The 12,573-nt window shown below is 71.1% G+C and carries 13 protein-coding genes and 1 pseudogene; 7 read left to right on the top strand and 7 right to left on the bottom strand.

The window, feature by feature from the left end:
* Both FVS66_RS17440 and FVS66_RS17435 read right to left on the bottom strand, forming a co-directional pair.
* Positions 1-1,026 (bottom strand): sporulation protein, encoded by a 1,026-nt coding sequence (locus FVS66_RS17440; protein ID WP_149181309.1) that lies wholly within the window; start codon positions 1,024-1,026, stop codon positions 1-3.
* Between the two features lie 102 nt (positions 1,027-1,128).
* The gene (locus FVS66_RS17435) at positions 1,129-1,350 is read right to left on the bottom strand and encodes a hypothetical protein (protein WP_149181302.1); all 222 of its coding nucleotides are present in this window, start codon (positions 1,348-1,350) and stop codon (positions 1,129-1,131) included.
* A gap of 157 nt (positions 1,351-1,507) precedes the next feature.
* Here FVS66_RS17435 and FVS66_RS36865 point away from each other — a divergent pair.
* The 3 genes and pseudogenes from FVS66_RS36865 to FVS66_RS17420 form a co-directional block, all read left to right on the top strand.
* Positions 1,508-2,140, top strand: a pseudogene (locus tag FVS66_RS36865) (hypothetical protein); the annotation flags it as partial.
* A gap of 103 nt (positions 2,141-2,243) precedes the next feature.
* Positions 2,244-3,554, top strand: coding sequence for a hemolysin family protein (locus FVS66_RS17425; RefSeq protein WP_149182094.1), 1,311 nt, complete (start codon positions 2,244-2,246; stop codon positions 3,552-3,554).
* Positions 3,551-4,615, top strand: a complete 1,065-nt coding sequence (locus FVS66_RS17420; RefSeq protein WP_149182093.1) for a hemolysin family protein — start codon at positions 3,551-3,553, stop codon at positions 4,613-4,615. Before FVS66_RS17425 ends, FVS66_RS17420 begins: the two co-directional genes overlap by 4 nt.
* A 32-nt stretch (positions 4,616-4,647) precedes the next feature.
* Here FVS66_RS17420 and FVS66_RS17415 read toward each other — a convergent pair whose 3' ends face one another.
* On the bottom strand, positions 4,648-4,851 hold the full coding sequence (locus FVS66_RS17415) for an antitoxin (RefSeq protein WP_149182092.1): 204 nt from the start codon (positions 4,849-4,851) through the stop codon (positions 4,648-4,650).
* 38 nt (positions 4,852-4,889) lie between these two features.
* Positions 4,890-5,474 carry a TerD family protein gene (locus FVS66_RS17410; protein WP_149182091.1) on the bottom strand — a complete coding sequence of 195 codons (585 nt, stop codon included), beginning with the start codon at positions 5,472-5,474 and terminating at the stop codon, positions 4,890-4,892.
* Between the two features lie 251 nt (positions 5,475-5,725).
* Here FVS66_RS17410 and FVS66_RS17405 point away from each other — a divergent pair, with 251 nt between their 5' ends.
* A complete protein-coding gene (locus FVS66_RS17405) occupies positions 5,726-6,565 on the top strand; it encodes a universal stress protein (RefSeq protein WP_149182090.1) in 840 nt (279 codons plus the stop codon).
* 81 nt (positions 6,566-6,646) lie between these two features.
* On the opposite strand, the gene FVS66_RS17395 is transcribed toward FVS66_RS17405, so the two are convergent.
* From FVS66_RS17395 to FVS66_RS35065, 3 genes are all read right to left on the bottom strand, one after another.
* Positions 6,647-7,447, bottom strand: a complete 801-nt coding sequence (locus tag FVS66_RS17395; protein WP_187645560.1) for a hypothetical protein — start codon at positions 7,445-7,447, stop codon at positions 6,647-6,649.
* 128 nt (positions 7,448-7,575) lie between these two features.
* Positions 7,576-8,151: a TerD family protein gene (locus tag FVS66_RS17390; protein WP_149182088.1), complete on the bottom strand. Its 576-nt coding sequence runs from the start codon at positions 8,149-8,151 to the stop codon at positions 7,576-7,578.
* A 127-nt stretch (positions 8,152-8,278) separates the two neighbouring features.
* A complete protein-coding gene (locus FVS66_RS35065) occupies positions 8,279-8,425 on the bottom strand; it encodes a hypothetical protein (RefSeq protein WP_187645559.1) in 147 nt (48 codons plus the stop codon).
* A gap of 154 nt (positions 8,426-8,579) precedes the next feature.
* On the opposite strand from FVS66_RS35065, the gene FVS66_RS17385 reads away from it, so the two are divergent.
* The 3 genes from FVS66_RS17385 (at position 8,580) to FVS66_RS17375 (ending at position 12,443) form a co-directional block, all read left to right on the top strand.
* On the top strand, positions 8,580-8,984 hold the full coding sequence (locus tag FVS66_RS17385; protein ID WP_149182087.1) for a BlaI/MecI/CopY family transcriptional regulator: 405 nt from the start codon (positions 8,580-8,582) through the stop codon (positions 8,982-8,984).
* 4 nt (positions 8,985-8,988) lie between these two features.
* The gene (locus tag FVS66_RS17380; protein WP_149182086.1) at positions 8,989-9,918 is read left to right on the top strand and encodes a M56 family metallopeptidase; all 930 of its coding nucleotides are present in this window, start codon (positions 8,989-8,991) and stop codon (positions 9,916-9,918) included.
* Between the two features lie 620 nt (positions 9,919-10,538).
* Complete coding sequence (locus FVS66_RS17375; RefSeq protein WP_149182085.1) at positions 10,539-12,443, top strand: DUF2075 domain-containing protein; 1,905 nt, start codon at positions 10,539-10,541, stop codon at positions 12,441-12,443.
* Positions 12,444-12,573 lie beyond the last annotated feature (130 nt).

Raw genomic sequence — 12,573 nt, 5'->3', positions numbered from 1 at the left:
TCAGCCTTCGTCGCCTTCGTCGTCGCCCTCGAAGAAGTCGCCGACCTCGTCGACGATCTCCGCCGCGACCAGGCCGCCCGCCACGCCGACCGCCACGCCCGCGGCGCCGGCCGCGATGGCCGTGCCCATGCCGGGGCCGGAGCGATGCCCGTCGCCGTGCCCGTGGTGGCCGTGGTGGCCGTGGTGGTCGCCCTTGTGCGCATAGGGGTCGCTGTGGCCGTACGCGCCGTGGGCTCCGTGGCCGCCGTGCGCGGAGTGGCGCTCCACGAGCTGGTGCACCCACGACTCGACCAGGGCGTTCCAGTCGGTGTGGCCGACATCCTGGTGGCTGACGGTGAAGCGGTTCAGCGCGTCGTGGCCGCCGGAGAAGAGGCCGCCGCGCTTGTCGGCCTCCAGGACGACCTCCATGCCGCCCGGGTTGGCGAGGAAGGTGACCTCGATCTCGTTGACCTGGTGCGCGTACTGCGGCGCCGGGGTCATCTCGATCTCCTGGTAGAACGGCAGCTGCTGGCCGGTGCCGCCGATGCGGCCGTACTCCAGGTCGGCCGACTTGAAGCCGAAGCCGAGCTGCCCGAACGCCTCCAGGACCGCCTCCTGCGCGGGCAGCGGCCCGACGGCGAGCGGGTCCATGTCGCCCTTGTCCTTCGCGCCGGCCACGCCCAGCTCGGTGCGCACACCGAGAACGATGCCGAGGGCCTGCCCGTAGAGCTCGTTGACCGGCGTCTCCCACGGCAGGTGCACGCTGAACGGCACGCTGCGCTGCTCGCCCTCGGTCAGGCGGAAGCCACCGGCCACGGTGAACCGTTCGAAGGCGACCACGCCCTCGGACTCCCCGTCGTCGTGCTCGGCCTCGACGCGGGCGACGAGTTCGAGCGTGATGTGCTCGATGTCGAAGTCGGCCTTGCCGCCCTTGAGGCGTACCTCGCCTGTGAGGGCGCCCCCCGGCTGGACCGCTCCGGGTGTGAGGACCGTGTCCACCGAGGGGCCGCCGATGCCGACCGAGCCGAGCAGTCGCTTGAACACCATCGTGGCGTTCACTCCTTCATGATGCGCGTTGCTGTACGGAGAGAGAGGGGCCGTCGCCACCGGCCTGGCCGGCGGTGGTGGTGGCGGCGGCCCCGGAGAGAGCTACTTCGACGCCGCGTCGAGGGCGGCCAGCGCCTGGGCCCAGCGGACGTACTTCAGATCGGCGAGGTCGGCCACCGTCTTCACACCGAACGCCTCCTTCAGGAGCTCGCCGTCCCGCTCGGACACGCCCTTCAGCGCGCCCACGGGTGCGGCGAGGATCTCCGGCAGGCTCTTGTCCGCCCACGCCTTGTCCAGCACCTTGTCCAGATCTATCGAAGCCACGAAGGCCCTCCCGCGAGTGATGGAGCGGTCCGGTGTGGCGTCAACCGCCATGAAGGCATGCCCTTCTGACGCTCCGTACCGCTTTTGGTCTACATGCATGTAGAAGCATAGGGCTGGACGCCGCCTTGTGGGGCGAGTGCCGGGATGAACGGACGGTTTCGGCGTCAACGCCTTCGCCAACGCGATCCTGCGGCTGCTGAAGGTCGAGCCGAAGGACGAGGTCTCCTCCGTCTGCACCGACGACGAACTCGTCCGCCCGGTCAAGGACTCCAGCGAGGCCGGCCTCCTCGACCCGGAGGGCGGCGACCGCCTGCGCGACGCCCTCGAACTGGGCACCCGCCCGGTCGGCGAGGTCATGGTCCCGCTCAACCGCGTGGTCACCGTCGGCCACGCCGTCACCCCGCAGGAGCTGGAGCGGACCGCGGCCGCGAACGGCTTCTCCCGCCTGCCCGTCACCGGGCCGGGCGGCACGATCCTGGGCTACCTCCACATCAAGGACGCCCTCGGCGACACCGACCGCGACCAGCCCTTCCCCCGGACGGCGCTGCACCCGACCCGACACCGTCGCCACCGCCTGACCCGGACGCCGGCATGCCGCACGGACGCTCCCAGGAATGCCGTCCCTGCTTCGCGAGGGGGCGGTTCGACTATGATCTACATGCGTGTAGAAGTATCGGGTGCGGCGCGGGCGGTGCGGCGGCGGCACGGAGACCGGGCATGGTCGTGGTGGACTCGGGTCGAGGCCGACGCGGCTGCTCCCGCCCGACCGCCCCACTCGACAGAGCCGTGAAGGAGTTCGCCTTGCCCGCCAGACCGACGGACCCCCCAGGGGGCAGTCCCGGAGTGTCCCGTGCCGCCGTTCCTGATGCCGGCGCGTGGCTGGACGGTGCCCTGTGAGCGCCGCACTCGGCCTGCTGGCCGTGCTCGTCCTGACGGCGGGGACCGGGTACTTCGTGGCGCAGGAGTTCGCGTACGTCGCCGCCGACCGGCTCGCGCTCGCCCGCGAGGCCGAAGCGGGCGACAAGCGCGCGGCGCGGGCGCTGAAGGTTCTGGAGCGGCTCTCGTTCATGCTGTCGGGTGCCCAGCTCGGCATCACGGTCACCGGCCTGGTGGTCGGCTTCCTCGCCGAGCCGTCCGTGTCGGCGCTGCTGGAGCCCGTGCTGGACGGGGTCGGGCTGACCGGGGGTGCGGCCACGGCGGTCTCCGTCGTCCTGGCCTTCACGGTCGCCACGGTCCTCCAGATGGTGGTCGGCGAACTCGCCCCGAAGAACCTGGCACTCGCCGTTCCGGAGCGCCTCGCGAAGTCCCTGGGCGCCTCCACGCTCCTCTACCTGAAGCTCGTCGGGCCGGTCGTGCACGTCTTCGACAGCGCCGCCAACAAGCTGCTCCGCAAGGTCGGTATCGAGCCCGTGGAGGAGCTGCACCACGGCGCCACGCTGGAAGAGCTGAGCCACCTCATCGGTGAGTCCCACGAGCAGGGGCAGTTGCCCGCGGACACCGCCGAGCTCCTCGACCACGCCCTGGAGTTCTCCGAGCGCACGCTCGACGAGGTGATGGTGCCGCGCGTCGACGCGGTGTTCGTACGCAAGGACGCCATGCTGGCGGAGGCGGCCGAGGTGATCGCCGAGCACGGCCACTCCAGCTACCCGGTCCTCGGCGACCACCCCGACGACGTGGCGGGCGTCATCGGCGTGTGGGAGCTGATGCGGCTACCCGCGGCGGACTTCGGGACCAGGACGGTCGGCGAGGCGGCCCGGCGTCCGCTGCTGCTGCCCGACACGCTTCCGCTGCCGGACGCGGTGACGCGGATGAGGGAGCGGGACGACGAGTTCGCCGTCGTCCTGGACGAGCACGGTGGCGTCGCCGGTGTCGTCACGTACGAGGACATCGCCGAGGAGCTCGTCGGCGACATCGCCGACGAGACCGACACCGTCGTGCGGCTCGCCGTCCCCGACGGGGCCGGCTGGTTCGTCGACGCCCGGCGCCGCCTGGACGAGGTCGAGCAGGCCACCGGGATCGCGCTGCCCGAGGAGGAGGACTACGACACCGTGGCCGGTCTGGTCATCGACCGGCTCGGGCGGTTCCCCGCCATCGGGGACCGGCTCACCGTGGACGGCGTCGCCATCGAGGTCCTGAGCCTGGACCGGCACGTACCGGCACGGGTCCGTATCGAGCGCTCCGCGGCCGAGGAGGCCCAGGCATGAGCTTCCCCATGGCACTCTTCGTCACCGTCGTGCTCCTAGCCGCCAGCGGGTTCTTCGTGGCCGCCGAGTTCGCCCTCGTCGCCGCCAAGCGCCACCGCATGGAGAAGGCCGCCGCGGAAGGACAGCGCGGCGCGAAGGCCGCCCTCGCGGGCATGCGCGAGCTGTCCCTGATGCTCGCGGGCGCCCAACTAGGCATCACCATCTGCACGCTGGGGCTGGGATCGATCTCCAAGCCCGCCATCTCCCACCAGGTCGACCCCCTGCTGGTGAAGCTCGGCCTGCCCGCCGGGCTCAGCTACGGCATCGCGTTCGCCTTCGCCATGGCCCTCGTGGTCTTCCTGCACATGGTCGTCGGCGAGATGGCCCCCAAGTCGTGGGCCATCGCCCACCCGGAACGCTCCGCGATGCTGCTCAGCCCTCCCTTCCGGGTCATGGTCGCCGCCGTACGGCCGCTGATCCGGCTCCTCAACAAGGTGAGCAACGCCCTGGTGCGGATGTGCCGTGTGCAGCCGCGCGATGAGCTGACGGCGGTCCACAACCGTGAGCAGCTCACCCACCTGGTCGCCGAGTCGGAGCGACTCGGCCTGATCAACGCGACCGACTCGGAGCTGATCACCCGCTCGCTGACGGAGCCGCAGACTCCCCTGGCCGACCTGATGGTCGCCGCGGACCGGATCGTGACCGTGCCCGCCGACGCCGACGTCGACACGATCCTGTCGACGGCCACGGCCGCGGACCGGGCACGCCTTCTCGTCACGGACGGGCAGACCCTCCTCGGCTCGCTGCACGCCCGGGACGCCCTGGTGGCGCGAGCCCGTGGACACGACGCCACGGCCCGGCGACTGGCCCGGCCAGTTCCGGAACTGAAGGGCACGGACAGCCTCTCCCGCGCGGTCGATCAACTGCGTAGGCACCGCGCCTCCCTCGCCGTCATCCGGGACGCCGACGGCCGGCTGACCGGCCTGATCAGCCTCGACGACCTCCTCGCCCGTCTCATGGGCTCACGAGCCGCGTATGCACGCGAGAAGGCAGGGCCCGTTCCCCGGGTACAAGCCGGGTAGCGGGCACCTTCTCGTACGCGGCGAGGGAGGTGTCAGTCCACCGATTTCCTCTGGCCCAGGCGCTCTACCAGGTCCTGCGCCGTGTCGACGCCGGTCTCGATCTGGCTGCTGAACTTGCCGCCGGTCTTCTCGTCGACGAAGTCGCCGGCCTTCTCCAGGCCCTGGGCGATCGCCTCCCCGTGATCCGCGGCGAGATCCTCGGCCTTGTCCTTGAGGTTCTTCAGACTGTCGAACACGGCTGTGCGTCTCCCGTCTACGGTGGGCGATTCAGGGGTTACAGGTGTGCGGCGATGGTCGGCAGCAGATCCTGGAACGTACGCCCCTGGGCCGGCTCCCCGATGGCGGACATGTGCCACGTCCCGCCCGACCGGTGCACCTTCGCCATGATCTGGGCGGTGTAGACACCACCGCCCGACAGGGTGTAGCGGGCCAGTTCCTGCCCGGTGGTCTCGTCGATGAGACGGCAGAAGGCGTTCTGCACGTCGGCGAAGGTCTGGCCGGTGAACGAGTTGACGGTGAACACGATCTGGTCGACGTGCGCGGGCAGGCGCGGGAGGTCCACCAGGATCGCCTCGTCGTCGCCGCCCTGGCCGGCTCCACCCACCAGGTTGTCCCCTGTGTGGCGTACGGCGCCGTCTTCGCTGACCAGGTGTTGGAAGAAGACGACGTCCACCGGCTCCCCGTCGGCGAACAGCACGGCGGACGCGTCGAGGTCGATCTCGTTCGGCCCGGTCAGCCGCGCCAGAAAGCCCTTCTTGGGCGACGCCTGCCAGCCCAGCCCCATGCGGACGACGCTGAGCGTGCCCCCGCCCGTCTTCTCCAGGCTGATCTGCTGGCCCTTGGTCAGGTTGACTGCCACTGGCTACTCCTTGAGTCGAGGGCGAAGCGGGGCGAGACCGGCCACTTCGGACGATGAGGCGAATCTACAGCACTGTAGAAGCCCACGGGAGGGGCGCGTGGCCGGGCGTCGCGCCCCCGACCGGACCCATGAGGGCCGAGTGGCCTGTGGCGTGCTCAGGCATTGAGGGAGAGGCTGGTAGCAGCGGTGGAGCGCGGTCGTCGTACGGGAACGGCCCGCCGCGAGTCGCAGGAGGGAAATGGGGTGCGCGCATGGGTGGAGCCGTAGTCGTCGGTGTCGACGGGTCCCCGTCGAGTCTCGAAGCGGTGGACGTCGCCGCGGGTGAGGCGCGGATGCGCTCCGTGGGGCTGCGCCTGGTGCACGCGTTCGTGTGGCCCGCCATGCACGTACCGGCGGGGCCGTCGCTGCTGGGACCGGCGCACGGCGCCCTGCGCGAGGACGTCGAGCGCGTGATGCGCGAAGCTGCCGACCGGGCCGTGGCCCAGGCTCCCGAGGTGGACGTCAGCCATGCCGTGATCGCCGGTGAGCCGTTGTCCGTACTGGAAGCACAGTCGCGCGACGCGGCGCTGCTGGTAGTCGGCTGCCGAGGTCAGGGGCGGTTCGCGGGCGTGTTCGTGGGGTCGGTGGCCGTGCACCTGGCCGGACACAGCCGCTGCCCCGTCATCGTGGTACGGGGCAGGGCCGACCCGCGGGGGCCGGTGCTGGTGGCTGTCGACGGCTCGGCCGAGGCGCGGGCGGCGGCGGAGTTCGCCTCCGCGGAGGCCGCGATGCGGGGTACCGGACTCATGGCGGTGTACGTGTCCGCCGACGCGCACTCCGCAGCGTCCCGAGCCGAGGGGGAACGGGTACTCGCCGATGCGCTCTCCGACAGCGAGCGCCCGGGGGCGGGGGTGACGGTGAGCCCACGGCTGATGACCGGCCATGTGCGGCAGGTCCTGATCGAGGAGAGCGAAGGCGCCCGGTTGCTGGTGGTGGGCGCACGCGGTCTGGGCGGCTTCGCCGGGCTGGTCCTCGGCTCGGTCAGTCAGGCCGTACTCCACCACGCCCACTGCCCGGTCGCCGTCGTGCGGCACCGCGGAAACGAGGGGTGACGGGCTCTGCACCGGGGGCGGTCCCGCCCCGACGGTGTCGCCCCGTGCCGCGGACCTCCGGTGCCGGACGTCTCACAGACGCTATTGCCGGGACGGCCCGCCGGGGCCCATGGAGTCCGGGCCTGAGAAGTCCGGGCCTGAGAAGTCCGGGCCTGAGAAGTCCGGGCCTGAGAAGTCCGGGCCTGAGAAGTCCGGACCGGTGAAGTCCGGTCGGCTGTAGCCCAGCCGCGTACGGTTCCTGGGCGAGGGGACCGGTGCCGAGGCCCGTGGTGTGTCGGCGGAGTCGCGGATGCCTAGTTCGCGCCGCAGACGGGGCAGCAGGCTTCGCCGCAGCAGCGCCTCCTGCCATGCCGCGCGCGCCTCTGCGACGGACACCGACGAGGGTGGGGCGCCGTGCGCCGTGGCACGGTGGCGGGCGGCGGTGAACGCCAGGCCGCCACCAGACACGAGTGCGGCGACGGCGGCGACGGCCGCGGCGGTCCAGCCCGTGCCGACGAGGGTGTCGGCCAGCGCCTGCGCGGCTCCGGCCATGCGCAATGCGTAGCCCAGCAGCAGGAAGATCGCCGCCGCCGCGGCGGACAGCAGCGGCGTGAGCACGGCCAGAGCGGCCATCGCGGCCTTCACGCCCTCGCCGTCGGCGGGCGGTGGTTCCGCGGCCGAGCCGGACCGCAGATCCAGGAGGGCCGCGTACTCGGACACCGCCTCGGCGGCGAGGGAATCGGCAGCCGCGAGGGCACGGGCACGCAGCTCGTCCGCCGTGTAAGGCGCGCCGGGGCGGCCGAGTGCCGCACGGATCTCGGGCGTGTCGAGCGCCTTTCGTAGCGCGTGCTCGAACGCGGCCCTGTCCTCAGGGCGTAGCGGTACGGGCTCGTTCATGCTCATCCCCGTGTGGGTGTAGCTGTTGACGGTGTCCGGAGCGGTGTCCGGAGCGGTGTCCGGGTCGGCGTGCCCGGGTCGGCCTCGCCTCCGGCGTCGGAGTGCGGGCGTTCAGGCGTGCGTGTGCGGGGCGGTCAGACGTTGACGCCGTAGTCGGCGGCTATTCCGGCGAGCCCGGATGCGTATCCCTGGCCGACGGCACGGAACTTCCAATCCGAGCCGTGCCGGTAGAGCTCGCCGAAGACCATGGCGGTCTCGGTGGCGGCGTCTTCGGAGAGGTCGTAGCGGGCGAGTTCGGCGCCGCCCGTCTGGTTCACGACGCGGATGAAGGCGTTACGGACCTGGCCGAAGCTCTGGCCGCGGTTGTCGGCGTCGTGGATGGAGACGGGGAAGACGACCCGGGTGACCTCGGCGGGGACGGCGGCGAGGTCGACCTTGATGCTCTCGTCGTCGCCTTCGCCCTCACCGGTGAGGTTGTCGCCGGTGTGCTCGACCGAGCCGTCAGGGCTGGTGAGGTTGTTGTAGAAGACGAAGTGCCGGTCGGAGAGGACCCTGCCCGAGTCGTTCAGCAGAAGGGCGCTGGCGTCGAGGTCGTAGTCGGTTCCGGAGGTGGTGCGGACGTCCCAGCCGAGCCCGACCACCACAGCCGTCAGGCCGGGGGCCTCCTTGCTCAGTGAGACATTGCCGCCCTTGGTGAGGGTCACACCCATGTCGTCGTTCCTCTCGTGTCCACGGGCCGGATCGGGGTGGCCGCCGGGCCCGAGCAGTGCCCGGAGAACCAAATCTACAGCAGTGTAGAAGATAAGGAGGACGTTCGGCCGTGCCGTGGGGCGGGTGTCAGCCGCGTACTCCTGAGAAGTCGGGGCCCAGCGTGAGAGTGACCGCGTCGCCTCCTGACGCCTCCCCTGTCGCGGCGGTGGCGGGCACCCCCGGGCGGGCGGTGAGCACCTCGGCCTGCCGCCGGAGCCCATGGCCGTACGTCACCTACAACGCCGTAGAAGATGGATGGACGCGAGTGCTTCCACGCGGCACCGTGGGGCGTGACGGCCCTGTCGAGCAGCCGGAGGGACAGGCAAAGGTTCAGTACCATGAACGCCCTCGCCGCATGGGCGAGGGCGGTGAGCGGAAGGCGGGTGCCATGACCGAACGGAACGAGGGCGTCGTCGGTCGACAGTCCGGCCGCCGCGCGCAGGGGGAGCTGGAGGCCGCGGTCCTGACGGCTCTGCGGAGCGCGTCGCACCCGGTCACCGCCGCCTACGTGCAGGAGCGCCTCGGCCAGGGACTCGCCTACACGACCGTGATCACCATCCTGACCCGGCTCCAGGCCAAGGGCGCGGTGGCGCGGCAGCGGGCGGGCCGCGCCTTCGAGTGGACCGCGGTTGCCGACGAGGCGGGCCTCGCCGCCCTGCGGATGCGTCGCCTTCTGGACGCGGAGGCGGACCGGGAAGCGGTGCTGGCCAGCTTCGTCACCGCCCTGCTGCCCGACGACGAGAAGCTCCTGCGCGGCCTGCTCGCCCAGCAGACCGGCCAGGCCGAAGGCTGACGAGGTGGGCGTCTTCGTCTTTCTCCCCCTCGTCCTGCCCCTTTCGGCGTGGCCGATAGCCCGGCTCGCCGAGCAGCACCTCCATCCGCGTGCCGCCACCTGGCTGCTCACCGCGGTCGCCGTCGTCCTGGCCGTCTGCAGCACCCTGTGCCTGGCCCTGCTGATGGTCGTCGGCACCGCGCAGCTCCCCGGCAACCCGCTGCCGGACGGCTGGTCCGACCCCGAGGTCCGTGAGGCGGTCCCGCACGACGAGGTGGCGGGCAAGGCGGCCATCCCCGCCCTGATCGCGGTGCTCGCCTCCTGCGGCCGGGCGGCCTGGCGGCACCACCGGGTGCGGCTCCTGGCGAGCCGCGCCCTCGACGGCCTGCCCCTGCGATCCGTCGCGGTCCTGCCGGACGATGTCCCGTACGCGTACGCACTGCCCGGAAAGCGCGACCGTGTCGTCGCCACGACGGGCATGCTCGACGTGCTCACGGGGCCGGAGCGCCGCGCGCTCTTCGCCCATGAACGCGCCCATCTCGCGGGCCGCCACCACCGGTTCCTGCTCGCCGTACAACTGGCTGCCCGCGCCAACCCGTTCCTGCGCCCGCTGCGTACCGCCGTCGCGTACACCACCGAGCGTTGGGCCGACGAGGAAGCCGCCACCCACGTGGGCGACCGTCGGCTCGTGGCACGGGCGGTGGGCAAGGCGGCGCTGGTGTCCCTCGGGGCCCCCGGTGTCACCTTGGCGGGCTTCGCCGCCCCGGGGCCGGTCCCGCGCCGCGTGGTCGCTCTGCTCGGGCCGGCGCCCTCCGCCCGGTACTGGCCGCCGGCGTTCACCGCGGCCGGCCTGGCCGCTTGGGGAGCTGCGGCCGGTACCACGGTCTCGGCGTTCTCGTCCGCCAACGCCGCGGTGAGCCTGTTCTTCATCCTCAAGGCCGCCACCCCGCTGTAGCCGGGCGCACCGCTGCCGCGCCGGCGGTCGGCTCGGCCCCTGGCGCGGCGCACGCGCAGACGCCCCACCCGGAATGACATGTCACCATGAGAGTGCGGGCGGAGGGGCCGGTGAGCGGGGTCATTCGAGCCGTCGCCTGCGCGCGCAGGTCCTGCTGCTCCTCCGGTGGTCTCGGGGTCGATGCCCACGAACTCTAGGGCCGTGGTGCCTTCCCGTCCCGAGCCGGTTGCGGGTTCTTGCGTTGCGACGCATCCCAAGCGGTTGTGCCGGGTCAAGGAAGCGAGGCGTTCTTCGCATCAGAATGGCTTGTTCACGCGGATTTGTAGTTCGTAGGTCGCTCGACCCACGTCTGCGGTCACTCCGCCGCGTCGTTCAACTCCTCCTACCCGTCCACGTAGCTGTGGCCGTTCAACCTGGGCGGAACGCAGGCGCGTCCGTGCCCTCGGAGTACGAGGAAGGTGTGGTTCGTCGCACGGCGTCCGCTGCCGCCGCTGCGACCACCCAGGTACCCTCAGACGCATCGTCAACGCGGCCCGACGGGCTTCCGCTCCACTCCGGTGGAGTCTCGAAGGACATGCCCCCACCCGCACGAGTCCTTTCGTGCTGCCTGGGGGAAGTCCTTGCTGTTCCGCGCGTCCGCGAAAACGGTCGCCGTCATGGCACTCGACGGTTCGCTGTTTCTGCACCTCACCGACAAGTTCGTTCACATGCACGGCTATCGGCCCGGCGCCTCGGAGGTGCGCTCCTGGGAGCGCAGCATCCCCGTCCTGGCTGCCGCGCTCAACGACGCCGGCCTGGGCGACGTCGAGGTCATGCTGGAGTACGCACTACCGCTGAACAGCAAGCGTGCCGATGTCGTCCTCGCGGGAGTGCACCCGGTCACGGGAGAGCCGTCCTACGTCGTGGTGGAGCTGAAGCAGTGGAGCCAGGCACTGCCCCACGAGGACGACCCCACCCTGTGTCATGTCGACGCCTATGCTCATCCGGTCCTGAACCCCATCGAGCAGGTCCGCCGTTACTGCGAATACCTCGTCAACTTCAACGGGGCGGTGGCCGAACACGGACACCGGGTGGCCGGAGTGGCATATCTGCACAACGCCACCGAGTTCGGTGTGACCGGGCTGAGGGAGATCGAGCGTGACGGCCACGGACTGCTCTTCACCGCGGAACGCCGCGGGGCCTTCATCGACCACGTTCGTACGAGGCTGAGCGACAAGCACCGGGGGGCCCGGGCGGCGGACGAACTTCAGGCAGGCGCCACGGTGCCGTCGAAGCAGCTCATGTCCGTGGCCGCTGAGGAGGTGCGCGAACGCACACAGTTCGTCCTCCTCGACGAGCAGCAGGTCGCGTACCGGATGGTGCTCAACGCGGTGGAGAAGGCGAAGCACGCCGATCGCAAGGAGGTCGTCATCGTCACGGGCGGCCCCGGCACCGGCAAGAGCGTCATCGCTCTCCAGCTGCTCGGTGAGCTCTACCGGCGTGGGGTTCCGGCACTGCACGCCACCGGATCGCAGTCGTTCACGAAGACGATGAGGAAGGTCGCCGGAGCCCGCAAGCGGGAAGTCCAGGACCTGTTCAAGTACTTCAACAGCTTCATGAGGGCCGAGAAGAACAGCCTGGGTGCCCTGATCTGCGACGAGGCACACCGCATCCGGGAGACCTCGGCCAACCGCTACACGCGCGCCGAGAACCGTACCGGCAGGGCACAGATCGACGAACTCATCGACGTCGCCTATGTGCCCGTCTTCTTCCTCGACGAGCACCAAGTCGTCCGCCCTGGTGAGATGGGCACCGTGGCCGAGATCAGGGCGGCAGCGGCGAAGCGGGGCATCCCGTGCCAGGTCGTCCCGCTCGACAGCCAGTTCCGCTGCGGCGGCAGTGACGCCTACCTGCGCTGGGTGGTCCGGCTCCTCGGGCTCGAGCCCGGCGGGCCGGTCGTGTGGGAGCCCGACGACCGCATGCAGCTGCTGGTCGCCGACAGCCCGCAGGAGATGGAGTCCTTCCTCGAAGCTCGTCGGTCCCAGGGCTACGGCGCCCGTATGTCCGCAGGCTACTGCTGGCGCTGGTCTCCGGAACCCAGGCCCGGCGCTTCGCTCCCGCCCGACGTCGCCATCGGCGACTGGGCCCGCCCTTGGAATCTACGCGGTGACCGCTCCGTCTCCGGCGCACCCCCGGCCGCCCTGTGGGCCACGGATCCGGCGGGCTTCGGGCAGGTCGGCTGCGTCTACACCGCCCAGGGCTTCGAGTACGACTGGTCCGGCGTCATCATCGGCCCCGATCTGCTCTGGCGTGGCGACCGCTGGATCACGGACCGCACGGCGTCGAAGGACCCGGTCTTCAGGAAGTCCACTCCCGACACGGACGTGGACCGTCTGATTCGCAACACGTACAAGGTGCTGCTGACCCGGGGCATGGTGGGCACGATCGTGTACTCGACGGATCCGGAGACGCGCGAGAAGCTGCGGGAACTGGTGTCCCGCCGACCGGAGCCACGGCCTGCCGAGGAGCCCCTTCCGCGGCCGTGAGCGGTGATATCCGGCCATGATGTCTGTGGTCTGCGACCCACCTGGGAGAACCTGCCGGAGCAGGCGCGACAGCCACATCTGCCCCGTCCCGGCCGAGGACGGCGCCGCCGCAGGAAGCGTCAGAAGAAGG

The organism is Streptomyces sp. TRM49041 (assembly GCF_008271805.1).
GTDB lineage: Bacteria > Actinomycetota > Actinomycetes > Streptomycetales > Streptomycetaceae > Streptomyces.
This window is presented reverse-complemented; position numbering and strand designations above follow the sequence as displayed.

What these genes read in the sequence shown, in the direction of transcription:
- FVS66_RS17440 (WP_149181309.1), bottom strand. Translation starts at nt 1,026, where the DNA reads ATGGTGTTCAAGCGACTGCTCGGCTCGGTCGGCATCGGCGGCCCCTCG.
- FVS66_RS17420 (WP_149182093.1), top strand. Translation starts at nt 3,551, where the DNA reads ATGAGCTTCCCCATGGCACTCTTCGTCACCGTCGTGCTCCTAGCCGCC.
- FVS66_RS17405 (WP_149182090.1), top strand. Translation starts at nt 5,726, where the DNA reads ATGGGTGGAGCCGTAGTCGTCGGTGTCGACGGGTCCCCGTCGAGTCTC.
- FVS66_RS17395 (WP_187645560.1), bottom strand. Translation starts at nt 7,447, where the DNA reads ATGAGCATGAACGAGCCCGTACCGCTACGCCCTGAGGACAGGGCCGCG.
- FVS66_RS17390 (WP_149182088.1), bottom strand. Translation starts at nt 8,151, where the DNA reads ATGGGTGTGACCCTCACCAAGGGCGGCAATGTCTCACTGAGCAAGGAG.
- FVS66_RS17385 (WP_149182087.1), top strand. Translation starts at nt 8,580, where the DNA reads ATGACCGAACGGAACGAGGGCGTCGTCGGTCGACAGTCCGGCCGCCGC.